The sequence below is a fragment of the Bacillus sp. FJAT-42315 genome (assembly GCF_002797375.1).
In the GTDB taxonomy this organism is placed as follows: domain Bacteria; phylum Bacillota; class Bacilli; order Bacillales; family Domibacillaceae; genus Bacillus_CE.
This window is the reverse complement of record NZ_KZ454941.1, coordinates 3,172,225-3,190,977: the sequence shown is the minus strand read 5'-3', so window position 1 is coordinate 3,190,977 and position 18,753 is coordinate 3,172,225. Positions and strand designations below refer to the sequence as shown.

General features: G+C 41.1%; 19 protein-coding genes and 2 riboswitches. Of the genes, 9 read left to right on the top strand and 10 right to left on the bottom strand.

The annotated features are described in order from the left end of the window. Positions 1-46: 46 nt before the first annotated feature. A complete protein-coding gene (locus tag CEF22_RS18755) occupies positions 47-202 on the bottom strand; it encodes a hypothetical protein (protein ID WP_170941873.1) in 156 nt (51 codons plus the stop codon). A gap of 135 nt (positions 203-337) precedes the next feature. On the opposite strand from CEF22_RS18755, the gene CEF22_RS15610 reads away from it, so the two are divergent. Both CEF22_RS15610 and CEF22_RS15605 read left to right on the top strand, forming a co-directional pair. Further along, a complete protein-coding gene (locus tag CEF22_RS15610) occupies positions 338-1,213 on the top strand; it encodes a vanadium-dependent haloperoxidase (RefSeq protein ID WP_100403589.1) in 876 nt (291 codons plus the stop codon). Positions 1,214-1,366: 153 nt separating this feature from the next. After that, entirely contained in the window at positions 1,367-2,692 is a 1,326-nt protein-coding gene (locus tag CEF22_RS15605) for a short-chain fatty acid transporter (RefSeq protein ID WP_100403588.1), read from the top strand. A 78-nt stretch (positions 2,693-2,770) separates the two neighbouring features. On the opposite strand, the gene CEF22_RS18875 is transcribed toward CEF22_RS15605, so the two are convergent. Further along, positions 2,771-3,616 (bottom strand): LuxR C-terminal-related transcriptional regulator, encoded by an 846-nt coding sequence (locus tag CEF22_RS18875; RefSeq protein ID WP_141236837.1) that lies wholly within the window; start codon positions 3,614-3,616, stop codon positions 2,771-2,773. Between the two features lie 56 nt (positions 3,617-3,672). Between CEF22_RS18875 and CEF22_RS15595 the strand changes: the two genes are divergently transcribed. The 5 genes from CEF22_RS15595 (at position 3,673) to CEF22_RS15570 (ending at position 8,129) form a co-directional block, all read left to right on the top strand. Continuing rightward, entirely contained in the window at positions 3,673-4,800 is a 1,128-nt protein-coding gene (locus CEF22_RS15595) for a class II histone deacetylase (RefSeq protein WP_100403587.1), read from the top strand. Between the two features lie 118 nt (positions 4,801-4,918). Next, positions 4,919-6,196, top strand: a complete 1,278-nt coding sequence (locus CEF22_RS15590) for an MFS transporter (protein WP_100403586.1) — start codon at positions 4,919-4,921, stop codon at positions 6,194-6,196. A 67-nt stretch (positions 6,197-6,263) separates the two neighbouring features. Next, positions 6,264-7,121, top strand: coding sequence for a protein-glutamine gamma-glutamyltransferase (locus CEF22_RS15585; RefSeq protein WP_100403585.1), 858 nt, complete (start codon positions 6,264-6,266; stop codon positions 7,119-7,121). Positions 7,122-7,422: 301 nt separating this feature from the next. After that, positions 7,423-7,851 (top strand): hypothetical protein, encoded by a 429-nt coding sequence (locus CEF22_RS15575; protein ID WP_232726143.1) that lies wholly within the window; start codon positions 7,423-7,425, stop codon positions 7,849-7,851. Continuing rightward, positions 7,839-8,129 carry a YxcD family protein gene (locus CEF22_RS15570; protein ID WP_095479589.1) on the top strand — a complete coding sequence of 97 codons (291 nt, stop codon included), beginning with the start codon at positions 7,839-7,841 and terminating at the stop codon, positions 8,127-8,129. Before CEF22_RS15575 ends, CEF22_RS15570 begins: the two co-directional genes overlap by 13 nt. 51 nt (positions 8,130-8,180) lie before the next feature. Here CEF22_RS15570 and CEF22_RS15565 read toward each other — a convergent pair whose 3' ends face one another. Further along, positions 8,181-8,675, bottom strand: coding sequence for an OsmC family protein (locus tag CEF22_RS15565; protein ID WP_100403583.1), 495 nt, complete (start codon positions 8,673-8,675; stop codon positions 8,181-8,183). Positions 8,676-8,753: 78 nt separating this feature from the next. Next, complete coding sequence (locus CEF22_RS15560) at positions 8,754-9,416, bottom strand: Crp/Fnr family transcriptional regulator (RefSeq protein WP_100403582.1); 663 nt, start codon at positions 9,414-9,416, stop codon at positions 8,754-8,756. Positions 9,417-9,487: 71 nt separating this feature from the next. Here CEF22_RS15560 and CEF22_RS15555 point away from each other — a divergent pair, with 71 nt between their 5' ends. Continuing rightward, complete coding sequence (locus CEF22_RS15555) at positions 9,488-10,054, top strand: LOG family protein (RefSeq protein ID WP_100403581.1); 567 nt, start codon at positions 9,488-9,490, stop codon at positions 10,052-10,054. 34 nt (positions 10,055-10,088) lie between these two features. On the opposite strand, the gene kdpDN is transcribed toward CEF22_RS15555, so the two are convergent. Genes kdpDN through CEF22_RS19175 form a run of 5 tightly spaced genes read right to left on the bottom strand, consistent with a single transcriptional unit; the run spans position 10,089 to position 15,689 of the window. Continuing rightward, a complete protein-coding gene (kdpDN, locus tag CEF22_RS15550) occupies positions 10,089-11,216 on the bottom strand; it encodes a KdpD-like non-kinase potassium sensor (RefSeq protein ID WP_442857414.1) in 1,128 nt (375 codons plus the stop codon). Positions 11,217-11,273: 57 nt separating this feature from the next. Beyond that, positions 11,274-11,834: a potassium-transporting ATPase subunit KdpC gene (gene kdpC, locus CEF22_RS15545; protein ID WP_100403579.1), complete on the bottom strand. Its 561-nt coding sequence runs from the start codon at positions 11,832-11,834 to the stop codon at positions 11,274-11,276. 30 nt (positions 11,835-11,864) lie between these two features. After that, positions 11,865-13,892: a potassium-transporting ATPase subunit KdpB gene (gene kdpB / locus CEF22_RS15540; RefSeq protein WP_100403578.1), complete on the bottom strand. Its 2,028-nt coding sequence runs from the start codon at positions 13,890-13,892 to the stop codon at positions 11,865-11,867. A gap of 20 nt (positions 13,893-13,912) precedes the next feature. Beyond that, positions 13,913-15,592, bottom strand: coding sequence for a potassium-transporting ATPase subunit KdpA (gene kdpA, locus CEF22_RS15535; RefSeq protein WP_100403577.1), 1,680 nt, complete (start codon positions 15,590-15,592; stop codon positions 13,913-13,915). 22 nt (positions 15,593-15,614) lie between these two features. Beyond that, on the bottom strand, positions 15,615-15,689 hold the full coding sequence (locus tag CEF22_RS19175; protein ID WP_442857413.1) for a potassium-transporting ATPase subunit F: 75 nt from the start codon (positions 15,687-15,689) through the stop codon (positions 15,615-15,617). Positions 15,690-15,920: 231 nt separating this feature from the next. Continuing rightward, a riboswitch (cyclic di-AMP (ydaO/yuaA leader) is annotated at positions 15,921-16,070 on the bottom strand. 48 nt (positions 16,071-16,118) lie between these two features. Next, positions 16,119-16,261, bottom strand: a riboswitch (cyclic di-AMP (ydaO/yuaA leader). Between the two features lie 219 nt (positions 16,262-16,480). Here CEF22_RS19175 and CEF22_RS15525 point away from each other — a divergent pair. Next, positions 16,481-18,181 (top strand): putative bifunctional diguanylate cyclase/phosphodiesterase, encoded by a 1,701-nt coding sequence (locus CEF22_RS15525; protein WP_198508079.1) that lies wholly within the window; start codon positions 16,481-16,483, stop codon positions 18,179-18,181. 69 nt (positions 18,182-18,250) lie between these two features. On the opposite strand, the gene CEF22_RS15520 is transcribed toward CEF22_RS15525, so the two are convergent. Beyond that, on the bottom strand, positions 18,251-18,736 hold the full coding sequence (locus CEF22_RS15520) for a PaaI family thioesterase (protein ID WP_095479580.1): 486 nt from the start codon (positions 18,734-18,736) through the stop codon (positions 18,251-18,253). Positions 18,737-18,753: the final 17 nt, after the last annotated feature.

Genomic DNA, 18,753 nt, shown 5'->3' with positions numbered 1-18,753 from the left:
TGCTAGAGGAACAGACCATGAAAGGCGACTTTCATGGTCTTATTTGTCATTCATTCGTTCGATTTTTAAATGCTTCATACGTAGCGATATCATCAATTGGTTCAACTAGGTCTTTCTGTTCCTTCGCCCCTTTGGCAATCTTATTTGTGTAATTTCCCGGATTTCCTTTTTCTTTATGGTTAAAGCCTTTTCCACGTCCCATAAGTGTTCGCTCCTTTCTATTTCTTCTTTTTAGTGTTCTTCTCCTTCGAAAAAATATTCCCATAGACGCCGAAACGTCCATACGCATTTGCCTTTTTTTCATAAAATAAATTAGGAAAAAGTAGAGGTGAAAAAAATGAGAAAAGACTATTTACGCTGGTCAGAGATTCCTTATGCGGGTGAATCGAAGCCGCCTAATGATCCAGTGACCCCGTTAGCTGGTTCGTGGTCTTTCGTTTATTTTAAGCGAGATCGAGACGGAAATGTCCTTGATCCTAGTGGGAGAAGAATGCAATTACCGATTGTTCATCCAAATCGAATTGACTTCGATCGAGAACTATATATGGTTCAAAAAACATTGAAAGAATTAACGCCTAGTCAAGAAAATCTTGGGGTTTATTATGGTACAGGAGTTCCGACAAAACAGTGGACGCCAGTAATCGATCGGTTAATTGATTCTTATAACGTTACTCCGACGCAAGCGGCCCGCATATTAGCGGCTGTTCAATCAGCGATTAACGACACGATGATTATTGTATGGGAGTTAAAATATCGGTGGGATGTCGCCAGGCCGAATCAATATGATCAAGAGATGAGAACATTGTTGTGTACGCCACGCTTTCCGACTTATCCATCAGGGCATGCGACGATGTCAGGCTGTGCCGAAGTCGTTCTTAGCTATTTTTTCCCGACAGAAGCAAAGAAGCTGCGAGAAATTGCGGATGATGATGCACGTAGTCGCCTATATGCGGGTGTTCATTTTCCAGTGGATAATAACGAAGGCCTGCGATTAGGAAGGTATCTTGGAAGTGTGATTGTTGATCATTTAAAAACAGAGAAAGATCATAGATTAAGACCTGTTGATCAGCCATTTAGAGAATTTCACGACGCAGCTATTTTTCCGGAGGACTATGAACAATTCATTCCTTTTGATTATCCTGACCACTGTACGTCTTTACGAATGGATGACAACAATCATCCGCCGGCTCCCGGTCCGAAGTTATTCTTTTAACAGAAAGCTGCCGTATCATGGTGGCTTTTTGTTGTGATTGTATGAATTTGTCAGTATATGTCTACGAAAAGAAAGAGGAGATGCCAAGAAAGAATGGAATATGTATAAAAAGTTAGAAAATTATGTATTTATGGAAGTGAGGAGGAGAAAAGGTTGAAGGTGCTTATTTCGTTGTCTAACAAATTAATGCAAAGGTATTTGCCAGACCCGTTCTTATTCGTTATTATTCTTACCTTTTTTGTCGCTGGTTTATCGTTGATTTTGACCGACAGTACTCCGCTTCAAGTCGTGGAGTATTGGGGTGGTGGCTTTTGGGGGTTGCTGACATTCGCGATGCAGATGGTACTCGTGTTGATCACCGGTCATGCACTGGCGAGCAGTCCGTTTTTCAAGAAAGTGTTGGGGAGTTTAGCTTCGATTCCGAAGTCCCCGGGGCAGGCGATTGTTCTTGTTTCTGTCATTTCGCTTTTAGCGTGCTGGATCAACTGGGGATTCGGTCTTGTCATTGGAGCGTTATTTGCGAAAGAGTTGGCGAAAAAAGTGGATGGGGTGGATTATCGACTGTTAATTGCTAGTGCTTATAGCGGGTTCCTCGTCTGGCATGGGGGATTATCTGGTTCGATCCCATTGACGATTGCGACACCGGAGCATTTTGCTGAAAACATTATTGGCATTGTGCCAACGAGCGAAACGATATTTTCAACGTATAATTTAGTGATCGTTACCGCTCTGTTTGTGACGATTCCACTCATTAATCGCCTAATGATGCCGACAAAGGATCAAACGGTGGTGGTTGATCGCTCTTTACTAGAAGATTCGGATTCATTTCAGGCGGCAACAGTTGAAGCTGCGGAGTTAACGCCAGCCGATCGATTAGAAAACAGCCGGATCGTCTCGCTAGTGACGGGCTTTTTAGGACTAGCATTTTTAGCCTTTTATTTTGTGAATAATGGTTGGAATTTGAATTTAGATATCGTTAATTTCATCTTTTTATTTCTGGGGATTTTGCTTCATGGCACACCGAAACATTTTTTAGAAGCGGTCGGAAATGCGGTGAAAGGAGCAAGCGGGATTATTATTCAATTCCCGTTTTATGCAGGATTGATGGGAATTATGGTCTCCACAGGGTTAGCGACGGTGTTATCTGAAGCTTTCGTTTCGATTTCAACGGAAAGTACGTTTCCTGTGCTCGTCTTCTGGAGTGCTGGTCTTGTGAACTTTTTCGTTCCTTCGGGTGGAGGTCAATGGGCGGTTCAGGCACCAGTGATGCTAGAAGCTGCTCAAAGTCTGGATGTATCAATCGCGAAAACAGCGATGGCTGTGGCGTGGGGAGATGCTTGGACGAATATGATTCAGCCGTTTTGGGCATTGCCGGCATTGGCGATTGCTGGATTAAAAGCAAAAGACATTATGGGCTTCTGTCTCATTCTGTTATTTGTTAGTGGAGCAATTATTTCTTTAGGGTTGTTTTTGTTTTAAGGTGGGAAGTTAGGGGCTTTTTATATAAAATGAGGTGTCATCTAATCGTAGGTGGACACCTCATTTTTTTATAGTCCATTAATGTACTGGCCATATTTTTCGAACGAGTTGTGTTCTATTTTGTACGTTGTATTTTTGGAAGATATTTTGGATATGCTTTTTGACTGTATTTTGAGAAATAAATAGTTCCCTAGCAATGGCTTGATTCGTTTTTCCGTCTTTAAGGAGTTGAACCACTTCGTTTTCTCGTTTGGAAAGTAAGGGACATTCCTTACTTTGTTGAGGAGACAGATTGGCAGCAATTAAATCAGATAACAGTTGAAAGCGTTTGCAATCCATGGAAGTAAAAACGCCCGAATTTTCTTGGCGTGCTAGTCCAATGACTCCAATACAAGTTCCTTCATGAAAAAGGCAAATGACCATTTCATCATAATACCCATAAGGCTTCATAAAAGAACAATAAAATGTTGAGTCTTCATAAAGTGATGGATTGACTAGATCAGACAGTCTCAAAGCACGTTTTGTTTGAAAGAGACTAAGATTTTTTTGAGGATGGAGAAAGTCATAATGTGAAAACTCATTGATATAATCGAACAAAATTTTATCACTGAATCCATATATTTGAGGGTCAAATAAGTTGCCTTGCTCATCGGCATACCAAAATATTGATTCATCATAGCCAAATTGAGTCGCTAACTCACGCTGAATTAAGGAACGCTTATCTTCTGTCGGTTTCGCAATGATACTGGCAAAATGAATCATTTTTTCATAATCAGCGGCTGATAGTAAAGTGTACAATAAAATTTCTCTCCTTTCAGCATATTTTACGTTTATAAGTATAGTAGGAAATGAAGCAAGATCCAAGTTATAAAACTGAAAATTTAAAATAATTAAAAAATAATCATTTTGGGTAATAGTTTTCAATTGCGTCCTTTCTTTATAATCAAGTTGTAAGAAATATTATAAGGAAGGTGAAGTGAATGAGAAAGAAAACAGGTTTTGTTTGCGATGAGAGTTATTTTTGGCATGATACTGGTAATGGCGCCTTATTTATGCCGCCTGGAGGATGGATTGAAACAGATATGCATTCAGAAAACCCTGCAACGAAACGACGATTCAAAAATTTGATGGAACGTAGCGGATTAATGAAGCACCTCACACAAATTGCCCCTCGCCCTGCATCCGTAGAAGACATTCAACTTTATCATAGTAAAGAATATATGGAAAAAGTGAAACAATTGAGTGCCATTGGCAATGGAGACGCTGGAAAACATGCACTGGTCGGTAAAGGCTCATATGAAATCGCTCTTTTGTCTGCAGGTGGAGCGATTACTGCGGTGGAAGAAGTGGTAAGCGGGAAGGTGGATAATGCTTATGCACTGACACGTCCACCCGGTCATCATGCAGAAGCTGAGCTTGGAATGGGGTTTTGCTTGTTTAACAATGTAGCTATTGCGGCCAAATATGCACAAAAACATTTAGGACTGAGGAGAATTCTTATTTTAGATTGGGATGTCCATCATGGGAATGGAACAGAATCGGCTTTTTATAACGATCCAAATGTTCTTTTTATCTCCATCCATCAAGAGCGTAACTATCCGCCTGGCCGTGGAAAAGCAGAAGATATTGGTGTAGGTAAAGGAGAAGGATTTAATGTAAATATTCCGCTCCCTGCAGGTACAGGGAATGCAGGATATAGGTATGCTTTGAAAGAAATCGTTGCTCCAATTAGTGATCGATTTAGACCTGAGCTTGTGTTGATTTCTGCAGGACAAGATCCGAGTATGTTTGATCCATTAGCACGAATGATGGTGACCGCTGATGGGTTTAGAGAGATGACTCGCTTTATGATGGATATCGCACAACGTCATTGTGCAGGGAAATTGGTCGCTTGCCATGAAGGTGGGTACAGTTCTGCTTACGTTCCATTTTGCTCGCATGCGATTGTGGAAGAAATGAGCGGCGTGCGTACAGAAGTGGAAGATCCTTTTGCTCCAGCTATGGATGAGCTTCCGGTGAATGAGCTTTTTGACATCCAAAAAGAATATGTGCAAAAAGTAAAAGACATTCAATCGGAACACTGGAGTTTAGAAAATCTAGTGCTGTAAAGCGAGAAATCTCCTGACAAAATTCAGGAGATTTCTTTTTCATGACCTCACACTTCAGTCATCTCCTTTACATTTTTCACGAGCAATTGCAAATGCTAAGTGAAAGGGAGGTGGGATCATGGCTTTGTTCGGTGATTGGAAGGAAAGTGGCTTCCATATGAAAGTCTTGCTTATAGGAGTATTGCTGGCTCATCTTGGTACATATATGGTGGTGCCGCTTTTGCCGATTTTTTTAAAGGTAGACAAAGGAATGACGATTGCTGAAATTGGTTTAATCTTGGCGATGTCTCCTCTTACTTATCAAGTGAGTAGTTTGTTTGGTGGATGGTTGGCGGATCGGATCGGTCGGAGAGGGGTGATCGCTGTTGGTGCGTGGCTGAATGGAGCGGCGATTGCTGGTTTTCTTCTTTTTGATACGGTTTGGCTGTTGATGTGTATGGGGTTACTGAGTGGATTAGGTGTTGGCTTAAATACACCGTCCACGAAAGCAGCGATTGCAGCCCTTGCGACGGAGGAGGACAATAAGACGACAGCCTTTTCTTTAAGGGGGGTAGCAGCCAATGTCGGTATTGCGATTGCTGGTTTGTTAACTTATTTTGTGCTCGGTGGGGCGTTCCCACTCATTTTTTATACGGCGACCGGTCTTTATATATTATCGGGATTAATCAGTTTGTTCATGCTACCAAAAGGGTGTGGCGATGAGCCTTGTGAAACGGTTCCAGTGAAAGCGTATGTGGAGATTTTCAAAAATAAAGCCTTTGTCGTGTTTTCGCTAGTGAGCATTTTGATTTGGGCATTGTATACGCAGCTGGCTTTGAGCTTGCCTTTACGAGCAGAGGACATTTTGCCGGATTCGAGTGTGGTGAGCTTGATTTGGACGGTGAATGCGGTCATTGTCGTTGCCTTGCAAACGTTGATTTCCAGGCGGTTTATTGAAAAAACGCATCCGATGTATGTGTTAGCTTTAGGTGTTTTATTTATTGGTGGAGGGCTTGGTTCAATTTATTTCTCGACGAATTTCTATTGGCTCTTAGCTAGCGGAGTGATTTTTATTATTGGTGAGATGTTAATTTTGCCGACGATGGATGCGACCGTATCACGACTTGGAACAGCAAAAATGATCGGTGTATTTTTCGGCCTCACCAATTTTGTTTCCGGCGTGGGGGAAGGAGCTGGGAAATTCGCAGGTGGGCAGTTGCTTCGTTTAGGCACATCCTCATCGATTCCATGGTTGACGTTTGCTCTTTCTGCCGTTGTGATTAGCGGTTTGTTAGTAGCGTTACGGTTTTGGGAGCCGTTGCGATTTTCAATGGGGAGAAAAAGCGAAAAGCTGGAACGATCGACTTCTACTTCCTTTTGGCAGTGGATCTTTGGAAAACGCAGTCCCGTAAAATAATATGTAGGCATGTGGAGCATTCTCTTTGAATAGGGTAAGTAATAATGTGTGATAAAGGGGAGATCGCATGATTACAGTAGCAGGAATGCCCTTTCAGCAAGCGGATCATTGGCCAGCTGGCAGTGTAGAATATAAGATTATTCAAGAAATGAGCAAAGCACCTGTTGTGTATGCCTATCCATCTATCAGTGATTTATCCTTTGAGGTGAACATGCGAAAAAGCATCATTCAAAGCGCTAGAGCGTTAAATGACAGCAAGGCGCGGTTTGCTGTATTTGAAACATCGCGTGCGAATCCGCAATATTGGTACGTGACTCATTTTGGCGGCTTCCAACAACGGCCAGATGTGAATCCATCGGATGCGGTATTAGATATTTACAAAAATAGTTCGCAATATGCGTTTGAATGTGCAACAGCAAAGCTGATTGTGTATTATCATGCGGTGCTAAACGTGATCGGGGAGTCGGCTTTTAATCAATGGTTTCCAGCGATTCATTTATACAGTTGGCACGCTGATCCTGACCTTGGGTTGAAAGCTAGGGAAATGGAGCATGCTTTACCGGGAGATGTTGTCTATTTTAAAAATGAGGAGTTTGATCCGAATAAGCCTCAGTGGAGAGGAGAAAATGCTGTTGTTCTTGAAGATGGTACGTATTATGGACATGGGATTGGCATCGGAACAGCAGAGCAAATTATTGACCAGTTGAACAAAAAGCGAAAGGCGGGGGCTAATCAACCGGCTCATTTGACCAAATTAATCGTACGGCCATCTTTCACACATCTAGCGAATTTACCGTTTATGAATAGGAGAGAGAAGTACCAAAACGCTATTATTCAGCACAATCAAGCGTCGATTTCTTATGGTTATTATGCGCTATTGCAGCACGTTGTGTATCAAAAATGGGGAAGTTATGTGAGTCGATGAGTAACTTCCTTGACAATTATCTATTATTCCATTACGCTATTAGTAAATCGTTAATATTCCTTATAAGGGGAGTAGCTTTTACAGCAAAGTCGTCATTACGGAGCATATGGCTCTCGGCTTTGTTGGCAACTTTGAATGTTGTTAGCAAGACCTTACCTAAAATGGTAGAGGTCTTTTATGTGCTTAGGGCCTATACCAAACTTGGTGTAGGCTCTTTCTATTTGGAAAAAGGAGGTTTAGTATGTAGGAAAAAACAGCTCTGTAGTGACAAAAATGATGATAAAAAAATGGAGGATTTCAAATGATTAAAAAAATAATGGCATCTTTATTAGTGTTAAGTTTATGTTTCGCTCCGCTTGCACATGTGATGGATCAAAACACATATGCTGTGAGTGCAAAGAAATATAAATCAGGGAAAAAGTCATATAACTCAACGGATAGCAACAGCCCTTCGTTAACTAAGAAAGAAAACGATAAGAAAGATTCGATGACGACGGCGAAAAAATCAACTGCGACTAAGTCGAATAAAGGCGGTCTGTTAAAAGGGATGATGCTTGGCGGTTTAGCGGGCTTACTACTTGGCAGTTTGCTTGGTGATCTTGGTATTTTAGGTTCAATCCTTGGCTTTATGATTAATATGTTAGCAATCGTGGCGATTGTGATGATTGCTCGCAAAATCTTTACGACTTTGAAAAAGAAACGCAAGGATGATGAAGCATGGCAAAAGTAAAAATTTCTGAGCAAGATATCATTAATGCCCTTTGTTTGCATCTTGCTAATCAGAAGCAAATCACGCCTCAAGAAGTAGAAATCGAGTTAATGTATGATGATGACCATGGTTTTTCAGCGGAAGCCTATTGGACAGGCCGAAAACAAATTTTAGCGACGGTTCATATGATTGAAGCGCTTCGTTTTTGGCTCGATAAAAAGATGAACATGGACCCGTTTGCTGCCGGGATTGAGTTGGTTCTTGATGATGACGAGGGAATTATTGCTCTTGTGCGGTAAGGGAAATGAAAAAGGATTCAGCGTGTTAGTGCGCTGAATCCTTTTTTCTTATTAGTTTGTGATGTTTAATTGAATGTCTTTTTTCAAGCTAGCTAATACAGGAGACTTTGTTAAAGCAATCTCGGCGATTTCTTGAATTTGTTCTTTCGTTCCGTCTGTGTCGACGTTAAGGTGAATGATCGGGTTTAAAATGCCACCGTCCCCTTCTTCGATTCCTAAAAATACGGCGGCATTTAAGTTCGCTTCGATTGTTACTTCTACTTGCTTCAATGTCATTCCTTTTTGTGTCGCCATCACTTCAAATGTGATAGCGAAACAGCTTGCCGCTGCACCGATTAAATATTCGATCGGGTTTGGTCCTTTGTCTGTTCCGCCTAATGGAGCGGGCTCATCTGTAGTAAGAGTAGGGAAGTTGCGGATTGAAAGATCGTTTTGTACGCCATCTTTCCAGTTTACTTGAGCGCTCCATTTCGTCATCCCCAATGATGGATCATTTTGAATCCCCATGGCTGTTTGTTGTAAAATTTCTAAAGAAATGTTGTTCATGATTCATTCTCCTCTAACTTATTAGTATAAATTAGATACTAACAGAGAGAAAAAACGATGTATGTAAGCGTCCTTACGTTAGGCAAAAAAATCAATCGGCACCCAAACTCGCTGATCAAACTGTTTAATTTCACCGGTTTGTGTTAGCTTATTCAAAAGAAAAGTGACCGTTTCTCTAGTAGAGGCAATCATGCCAGCGATATCTTTATGTGTAACAAAGGAGGGGATCGGTGCCCAACCATCGTTAGCTTCGTCGTGATTCGCCAGCTTTTTTAACTGAAACAGCAGCCGTTCTTCGACTTTTTCATAGGCGACTTGCTCTAACACTTCAATCGTATCTTCTAATTTATTCGTTAAATAGTGCATGATCGCCATCGCTAATTCAGGCGTCTCCTGTACTGCCTGCTTCACTTCTTGTTTTGATAAAGAAACGATTGTTACATCCGTTAATGCCTTCGAAAATAAATGCCGCTCTCTATCGGAAAAAACATGAAGCAAATCGATAAAATCGCCTTCGGTGGCAATCCCCAAAACGCATTCTTTTCCATTCATGTTCAAATGAAACAACCGGGCATGGCCACTTATTACCAGTAATACTCGTTCACTTAACTTATCCGGCGTTTGAATAAAATCTCCTTTTTTAAACGAAATTCTCTCTCCATGTTTCAGCCAACGTTCTATACAAGTTGCTGGGAAGAAATCATAAAATTTTATTGGATAAAATGAATCAGGTTTGTTCATGTCGTCACTTCCTGCTTTTTATGTATAATGTTAAATGTTGGACGTAGTAGATTCAAGAGGAGGAACTAGAGATGAAACGTATAGCTGTGTTTTGTGGATCAAGAATGGGAGCTTCCGAGAGTTATAGAGAAGGAGCAATTGCTTTAGGAAAGGAATTAGCGAGTCGAGGAATCGCTTTAGTATATGGTGGGGCAAGTGTTGGGATTATGGGCGTGATTGCCGATACGGTGTTAGCAGAAGGGGGACAAGTGATTGGTGTTATCCCTGAAGTGCTGATGGATCGAGAAATTGCTCATCCCGATTTAACTGAATTGATTGTCGTGTCTTCGATGCATGAAAGAAAAGCGAAAATGGCGGAGCTTGCCGATGGCTTTATTTCGATGCCAGGTGGGGCTGGGACATTGGAAGAGTTTTTTGAAATTTACACATGGGCGCAAATTGGTATTCATCAAAAGCCGAATGGTCTATTAAATATTAATGGCTTTTATGAACCGCTCGTTTCGATGTTTGGTCATATGGTGAAAGAACAGTTTGTCGAAGAGAAGCATCGTTCGATGGTGTTAGTAGAGGCTGATCCGAAAGTGCTACTGGATCAATTTCAAGCGTATAAAGCGCCTTCAGTGAAAACATATAATTGAAGAAATGGAGCGTGCTTTGAAGGCATGCTCCATTTCATTTACTACATGCCACAATATGAATATCCATCTCATGAGAATGTCTCATAATGTGGTCAACGATCGAGCCTTTAATGAGCTCTTCCCAGCGGCTTCTGGCAGATTGACCGAGGATCAATTGGGTAACGTTGTTTTTTACGGCCACGTCTGTAATGGCTGTGGCGATGTTTCTTTTATGAAGTGGTTCAATAATGAAGTGGGCGTTAAATTGGGTGGCGAGCTTTTTCCATTCCTTAATCTTTTTTCTTTCGTTAGGTTTACGATTCATAGAGGCTTCACGAGAGATGTGAAGAATGAGCAGCTTTGTTTTTAAGCGACTAGCAATCCGCCACCCGCGACGAATTAGCTTTTCAGCACTTTCGTTATTTTGGACACACACCATAATGACTTCATTGATGCCGGTGGAGGATTGATGATGTCCTAGGCGGTCATCGACATCATCAGCTAATTCACGGAGAGATAATTCTCTTAAGGCTCCTAGATTGCTTTTAGTGAAAAAATGATTGAGCGACTGTTCAATTTTGCTGGAGTGATAGATTTTTCCTTCCTTTAATCTTTTAATAAGTAGTTCGGGGGAGACATCGACGAGGATCATTTCGTCTGCCTGATGGAGGAAACGGTCTGGGATGCGCTCTCTTACTTTTACACCTGTGATTTGTTGGACGATGTCATGGACGCTTTCTAAATGTTGAATATTTACAGCGGAAATGACATGGATACCTTGTTGTAAAATTTCTTCTACGTCTATAAATCTTTTTTCGTTCGGGGAGGTGGGGACGTTGGAGTGGGCGAGCTCATCAATGAGAACAACTTCAGGTGCTCGTTCGATAATCGCATCTTTGTTCATTTCCTCCAGCCCTTTGCCTTTGTAGTGAATCATTTTTTTTGGAATGATTTCTAAGCCGGTGATTAATTGTTCCGTTTCTTTGCGCTTGTGGGTTTCGATTAAACCAATCACCACATCTATTCCTTCTTTCTTTAGTTCATGGGCTTCTTCAAGCATTCGATAGGTTTTGCCAACACCAGGTGCTGAGCCGATATACACTTTCAATTTGCCACGTTTCAGCCGCTCAATTTCCGCTAGAATCTCTTCGGGTGTCTTTCTACGATACTTGCGATTCAAAATCGATTCCCCCTTTGAAAAAATCTGACTCCCATTAGGTAATGGAAGTCAGACCTAATCTTATTTTTCTAGTTCTTGTATTTTGATATTTAATTTTAAGACATTGACTCGCGGTTCTCCGAAGAGTTGGAGACTACGTGCTTCTGTCGTTTCGTCGATGGCTTTATTTAGTGTATTTTCGTCGATGCCTGTTTCTTTACTGATGCGATCGACTTGAAATTTAGCTGCGGCTACTGAGATATGTGGGTCGAGTCCAGAGCCGGAGTTCGTGATTAAGTCGACAGGGATATCTTTTAGGTCGATTTCAGGATCTTCTTTTTGGATGTCTGCGATCGATTGCTTCACTCGCTTGAGCATGTCAGCGTTTGATGGTGCATAGTTATTTGAACCCGAGGCAGAAGCATCATATTCTATAGAAGAAACTCGCCCGTGAAAGTAGCCTTTTTCAGCAAATTTTTGACCTGTCAGCTCAGAACCGACGACTTTCCCTTTTTCATTTTCAATTAAGCTTCCGTTCGCTTGCGCTGGAAATAGTAGCTGACCAAGCCCTGTCATCGCTAATGGGTAGGCGATTCCACATAGAACGATCATCAACAGCGATAATCGAATAATTTTAAACATGCTGACTCCTCCATATTGTCATGAATTTTCTTATATGAACAACCCGATCATCATATCAATCAGTTTAATCCCGATAAATGGCACAAGCACTCCGCCGAGGCCGTAGATTGTAATATTTCTTGAGATTAATTGATTAGCAGACATCGGTACATATTTGACCCCTTTAATCGCTAAGGGAATTAATAATGGAATGATCAAGGCGTTGAAGATGAGCGCAGATAAAATGGCACTCGTTGGTGAATTCAATCCCATCACATTTAATGCTTCCATTTCAGGAATCGCTAACATAAACATCGCTGGGATGATGGCAAAATATTTCGCTACATCATTCGCAATACTGAATGTCGTTAATGATCCTCTCGTCATTAATAACTGTTTTCCGATTGAGACGACCTCAATGATTTTTGTTGGGTCGGAGTCTAAGTCGACCATATTGGCCGCTTCTTTTGCCGCAATGGTGCCACTATTCATCGCAAGTCCGACATCGGCTTGAGCAAGGGCAGGGGCATCGTTCGTACCATCTCCAGTCATGGCGACTAATTTTCCTTTAGCTTGCTCCTCACGGATGACTCTAATTTTATCTTCCGGTTTTGATTCAGCGACAAAGTCGTCTACACCCGCTTCTTTGGCGATGGTGGCGGCGGTTAATGGATTATCTCCTGTACACATAATCGTTTTAATACCCATTTTTCTCAGTTCATCAAAGCGTTCTTTCATTCCCGGTTTGACGGTGTCTTTTAAATAAATGATTCCAAGAATTTGCTCGTTTTTAGCAACGGCTAACGGCGTGCCACCTTGTTTCGAGATGTCATCGGCGCTCGTTTTTAAATCATTTGGAATCATGCCGCCTTTTTCTTTCACCCAGTCGATGATCGCATCTACCGAGCCTTTTCTAAATTCGTTGCTTTTAAAGTTGATACCGCTCATTCGTTCCTCTGCGGTAAAAGGAATGATCTCTGCTTTTTCGTAAGCTGATTTTTCCCATGAAGCCCCTTTTTCTTTCGCCAGTTCTAATACAGAGCGGCCTTCAGGTGTTTCGTCGAATAAAGAAGTGATGACTGCCGTATCGATCAGCATTTGTTGTTTGACGTTTTTAACTGCGAGAAAGTCGGCAGCTAACCGGTTTCCAAATGTAATCGTCCCTGTTTTATCTAGAACGATCGTGTTAATGTCTCCTGCAGCTTCGACAGCCTTTCCAGACATCGCAATCACATTAAATCGTGTGACGCGATCCATTCCTGCAATCCCGATCGCTGATAAGAGGGCGCCAATCGTCGTTGGGATCAAGCAAACGAGCAAGGCGATCAATGTAGAAAGCTCTAAATCGATACCCACGTAATTTGCAATCGGAACGAGTGTCACAACGACAATTAAAAAGATGATCGTTAATGTGACGAGTAAAATGTTTAACGCAATTTCATTCGGCGTTTTTTGACGGGTTGCTCCTTCGACGAGAGAAATCATTTTATCAAGAAATGACTCGCCAGGATCGGCAGTGATTCGTACCATGACCCAATCGCTGACCACTCGTGTGCCGCCAGTAACGGAACTAAAATCCCCACCCGCTTCTTTAATGACGGGAGCTGATTCCCCTGTAATGGCTGATTCGTCGATGGAGGCAAGCCCTTCGATAATCTCACCGTCTCCAGGAATGAATTCGCCAGCTTCTACTAATACGATATCGCCTTTACGAAGATCGTTAGAAGAGACAGGTTTAATGTCTCCGTTTTTTTGTACCTTATGAGCGACAGTATCTTTTTTCGTTTGTTTAAGGCTATCGGCTTGTGCTTTTCCACGTCCCTCCGCTAATACCTCTGCAAAGTTACCAAATAACAGGGTAAATAAAAGGATGAGAAATACGGCCAAGTTATAGCCGAATCGTCCTTCCGCTTCAAACAGGGAAGGAGCAACCATCATCAACAATACAAATATCGCACCAATTTCTACGACGAAGAGAATCGGATTTTTGATCATAATAAGTGGATTTAGTTTAACAAAGCTTTCGACAACCGCTTTTTGCAGTGTAGTCGAGCTTAGCTTAGGTGTTACATCTTTCATTATTTTTTCACCTCATTCAATTAGCGAATCGTTAAATATTCTGCGATTGGTCCAAGGGCTAGTACCGGTAAAAAGGTTAGAGCACCTACGATTAATACGGTTCCGATCAGAAGTCCTGCGAATAATAGTTGATCCGTTTTAAACGTGCCGATCGTTTCAGGGATGGGTTGCTTTTGAGCTAGTGAGCCAGCTATTGCTAATAAGGCGACGATTGATACATATCGTCCAAGCAGCATCACAAGCCCAGTCGAAATGTTCCAAAATGGAGTGGCATCGCCTAACCCTTCAAAGCCTGATCCATTATTGGCAGCCGCAGAAGTATATTCATAGAGTACTTGTGAAATCCCGTGGAAACCGGGATTACTAATAGTACTTTTTCCTAACTCAGTCATAAAGGCAATGGCTGTTGGTCCAAGAATGATAATCGGATGGGCTAATAAGGCGACTGCAATGAGCTTCATTTCTTTAGGCTGAATTTTTCTCCCTAAAAATTCAGGTGTTCGCCCAACCATTAATCCACAAATGAACACGGCGATGATGGCATACATAAGCATATTGACTAACCCGACGCCATCGCCTCCAAAAATCGAATTCAGCATCATTAATGAAAGAGGAGTGATGCCGCCAAGAGGCGTTAATGTATCATGCATATTATTGACGGTGCCTGTTGTAGCAGCGGTTGTCACGGTACTAAATAGAGCCGATTGAGCGATGCCAAATCGCATCTCTTTTCCTTCCATACTACCTTGAGAGCCGTCTAATCCTAGATTGACGAGAGCTGGATTTCCTTGGCTCTCTGAAAAGTAAATGAGTGAAAGGAAGGCTAAGAAAATCAATCCCATCGATGAAAAAATGATCCAGCCTTGCTTTTGATTTTTGGCGAATCGCCCGTAAGTGTACGTTAAGGCGGCTGGAATACACCACATCGCCAGTATTTCTAGTACATTCGTTAATGGGCTTGGATTTTCAAAGGGGTGAGAGGAGTTCACACCGAAAAATCCTCCACCGTTTGTTCCTAAATGCTTAATGGATACGAGAGATGCAACCGGTCCAACGGCAATTTCTTGTTTTTCACCAGAAAGAGTTGTTAGTTCGATGGACGGATCTAGTGTTTGCGGCACTTTTAAGCCAACGAGAACGAGTGTGACAATCATCGCCATTGGAATTAATAATCTTGTGTGACCTTTCACAAAATCTTCAAAAAAGTTCCCGATTGTTTGCCCTTTGGAGGTGATGCCCCGAATAAATGCGATGGCAACGACAATACCTGTGACGGCTGATGTGAACATCATCATCGTAATGACGGCCATTTGTGACAAATAGGATAACCCCGTTTCACCGCTATAATGCTGCAAGTTCGTATTGGTCATAAAGCTAATAATGGTATTAAACGCTAACGTCGGCTCCATACTGTCAATACTATTTGGATTGAAAGGTAAGTATTTTTGTAATCGCAAAATTATATAGCCAACGGCGACGAAAATGACGTTTGTTAAGATCAACGCGAGAGTGTACTTTTTCGCTGACATATTTGATCGTTCTTTTAATCCACTGATTGAAAAAATAAGATTTTCAATCGGTCGAAATAGTTTATCTGAAGCATTGGATTGGCCAGAGAACACATGATAGATATACGTTCCTAGCGGTTTGACAAGCAATAAAAGCAAAACCAATACAACGCTTATTTGCAATAAATCCATGGATGGAATCCTCCTTCATTTTTTAAAACTTTTCCGGGTGAATAAGCACATAAAGTAGAAAAAATAATAGACAAATAGTTACAAAGGCAGCGAACATCATGATTCATCTCCTCCGATCGTTTGATGACACCAAGAAATAAAAAAAGAAAACAAGCTGAACATAGTAGTGAGCACAACGACCATCAATAGATCCATCAAGTTAAAACACTCCTTTTTTGTTAAAAATTGTTTCGGAGAACAAAAAAGAAGCCTACAGGAAGAGGTCACTCTTCCTGTGGCTTCTTATGACGGCATAGGAAAATAAGCCGTGTGAATACACAGAATTTGTGTTGCCTCTCTCAATGCGCTTACGAGGTTAGCTGACGGATTCGGACTTGAGAGTGTCCTACTCAATGTTTTGAGATTCACCCCATGTGACTTATGAGCCACGGTTGGTTCCCCCGCTTCCTAAAAAATAGGAACTAAGCAAAATAGATGCATACGTTTCATGATTTAATTGTTTAGTTTGTTTACCAAATGCTCACCATCTCCCTCTCACAACGCTTACGAGGTTAGCTGACGGATTCGGACAGCAAGAGTTGCCCTACTCAATTGCTTGAGATTCACCCCAGTGTTTATTGGTTCCCCCGTTTCTCATGATCTTCATGCAGAACTCAGCGAATTGGAAAAATTTCTTAACAAAAAATTAAGATTGATGTCATTCTAGTCCGATCCTGAAAACTTGTAAAGCAAAAAAAATCGACAAAGAGCTGCCTGTCACTCACTGAAAATTATCGAAAAATGTCGAAAGGATCAATATTTTCAGTGAGTGTATTCCACATGCTTTTTGCATAGCTGATCATGTTGTTGGGTATTTTTTCATGGTATAATGGCATGGGAAATCGTTTTATGAAAAAAACTACTCCTATTGATGGGGGAGGTGCACAGTTGCAGCATACGTATAAAGAAGTATTTGATATTTTACATGCGTTGAATCAGAAATCTATTATAGCAATCACTGATCGAAACGGTATAATTACGTTCGTTAATGATAAATTCTGTGAAATTTCACAATATGAATCTCATGAGCTGTTAGGCAAAACGCATCAAATGGTTAATTCCAATTATCATGATGATTTATTTTTTGAAGATATGTGGCGCACCATTTGTAAAGGAGACATATGGAGTGGAGAAGTTCGAAATCGTGCGAAGGATGGATCGTATTATTGGGTAGATACAACGATTGTTCCTTTTCGAGACACAGAAGGAGAGCTGTATCAGTTTATCGCTATTCGAAATGATATTACCGAGAAAAAGAACCTTGAAGAAACATTGTTGAAAAAGACGCTTGAAGATCCGGTGACGGGTTTACACAATGCTAATTACTTTGAGCAAGTGGTAAAGAAGCGAATGCATATAGGTGAAGAATTTTACCTTTTGTATATTAACATTGATGACTTTAAACGGATTAATGAAAGTCTAGGTGTACAGCACTCAAATGAAATTCTTAAAATTGTCGGTGAACGGTTGCGAGAAATCATTCCAAATGACAACGAGGTTATCACTCGAATACATGGGGATGAATTTGCTGTACTTCTCGATCCTGCTTATGGTGAAGTAGAAGAGGTGATTGAAAGCATTTATCAAGTGTTTGAAGAGCCTATTACGTACAAGCAGTCCTTTTATTATATGACGCTCAGTATAGGAGTTACTCATTATCCGACCTATGGAGAAACCTTTGAAGATTTAATGCAAACAGCTTTTCATGCAGTGAAATTAGCTAAATCGAAAGGGAAAAATCAATTTATCTCATTTGATAGTAGCATGACGATCAATATTAATCGTAAATTTGAAATCAAAAATTGTTTGCATCATTCGATTCAAAATCAGTGCTTTCAAGTGCATTATCAGCCGCAATTTAATAAAAATGGTGAACTAGAAAGCTTTGAAGCTCTCGTACGTTGGAATTCTGAAACATTGGGGTTTGTTCCTCCTGATGAATTTATTCCAATAGCAGAAGAAACAGGATTGATTATTCCGCTAGGTTATTTATTATTCGACATAGTTCTTCAAGATCTGCCGAAACTACAACAATCTCTACAAAAACCAGTGAAAGTTGGCTTCAATTTGTCCATGAAGCAATTTTTTGATGATCACTTATTTACGAACATTCAAAGTCTATGTAGAAAATATAAGATCGACCCTTCTTTTATTAAGCTTGAAATTACGGAAAGTGTAGCAATTAAAGATCCAGATATTGTTATTTATCTCATTAAGCAGTTTAAAGATGTAGGGATGGAAGTAGAGCTTGATGATTACGGAACAGGGTATTCTAGTCTTCAATATTTGAAAAACTTACCGATTACGTCTGTAAAAATTGATAGAAGCTTTATTCAAGACATAACGAATTCTTCCAAAAGTCGGGCGATTGTCGATGCGACCATTCAAGTCGCTCACGAACTAGGTTTTCATGTCATTGCAGAAGGCGTGGAAACAGCTGAACAAGTGGCATGCTTAAAAGACCTTGAATGCGACTACTTTCAAGGATATTATTTCGGCAAGCCGGCTCCTCTTGAGAGTGCCTGTCACTCCTCGATTTTTGTCGAATAAAACAACTTCAAAAAGACGAAAGCCACCTGTGAAAGATAACTTTCGTCTTTTTGAGTGTTGAGCGAATGCTCAGTCTTTTTTCGCGAAAGTACTTGGCATCACAACAGCTGTTACTTCTCCGCGAGCACAAAGAATATCCCCGGCAAATACTTCTGTTTCGACTTTCCATTTCTTCGGATGAATTTCTGTCACTGACCCGATCGCGACTAACGGTACGTCTTGTGGAGTCGGCTTTAAGAAATTCACATTGAGTGAAGCTGTCACAAAACGTGGAGGAGGTGTGCCATCTCCAACTTCATGTCCATTTTTTCGATGTAAAGCTAAAGCAGCTGATCCCGTTCCGTGACAATCAATTAACGACGCTACTAACCCACCATACACAAACCCTGGAATCGCTGTGTGTTCAGGGCGAGGCGTATAAACGGTTTTCGTTCGTTCACCATCCCAACCTGTGCGAAAATGATGCCCCTCTTCATTTAAACGACCACAACCATAACACCAAGCAAAATCATCTGGATAATCATCTTGAATCGACTTGACCACTTGTTCAATCACATTTCTCCCTCCCTTTG

Excerpts from the sequence above, each read along its gene's own strand:
- CEF22_RS18755 (WP_170941873.1), bottom strand. The coding sequence starts at position 202 with ATGGGACGTGGAAAAGGCTTTAACCATAAAGAAAAAGGAAATCCGGGA.
- CEF22_RS15610 (WP_100403589.1), top strand. The coding sequence starts at position 338 with ATGAGAAAAGACTATTTACGCTGGTCAGAGATTCCTTATGCGGGTGAA.
- CEF22_RS15595 (WP_100403587.1), top strand. The coding sequence starts at position 3,673 with ATGAGAAAGAAAACAGGTTTTGTTTGCGATGAGAGTTATTTTTGGCAT.
- CEF22_RS15590 (WP_100403586.1), top strand. The coding sequence starts at position 4,919 with ATGGCTTTGTTCGGTGATTGGAAGGAAAGTGGCTTCCATATGAAAGTC.
- CEF22_RS15585 (WP_100403585.1), top strand. The coding sequence starts at position 6,264 with ATGATTACAGTAGCAGGAATGCCCTTTCAGCAAGCGGATCATTGGCCA.
- CEF22_RS15575 (WP_232726143.1), top strand. The coding sequence starts at position 7,423 with ATGATTAAAAAAATAATGGCATCTTTATTAGTGTTAAGTTTATGTTTC.
- CEF22_RS15570 (WP_095479589.1), top strand. The coding sequence starts at position 7,839 with ATGGCAAAAGTAAAAATTTCTGAGCAAGATATCATTAATGCCCTTTGT.
- CEF22_RS15565 (WP_100403583.1), bottom strand. The coding sequence starts at position 8,675 with ATGAACAACATTTCTTTAGAAATTTTACAACAAACAGCCATGGGGATT.
- CEF22_RS15560 (WP_100403582.1), bottom strand. The coding sequence starts at position 9,416 with ATGAACAAACCTGATTCATTTTATCCAATAAAATTTTATGATTTCTTC.
- CEF22_RS15555 (WP_100403581.1), top strand. The coding sequence starts at position 9,488 with ATGAAACGTATAGCTGTGTTTTGTGGATCAAGAATGGGAGCTTCCGAG.
- kdpC (WP_100403579.1), bottom strand. The coding sequence starts at position 11,834 with ATGTTTAAAATTATTCGATTATCGCTGTTGATGATCGTTCTATGTGGA.
- kdpB (WP_100403578.1), bottom strand. The coding sequence starts at position 13,892 with ATGAAAGATGTAACACCTAAGCTAAGCTCGACTACACTGCAAAAAGCG.
- kdpA (WP_100403577.1), bottom strand. The coding sequence starts at position 15,592 with ATGGATTTATTGCAAATAAGCGTTGTATTGGTTTTGCTTTTATTGCTT.
- CEF22_RS15525 (WP_198508079.1), top strand. The coding sequence starts at position 16,481 with ATGAAAAAAACTACTCCTATTGATGGGGGAGGTGCACAGTTGCAGCAT.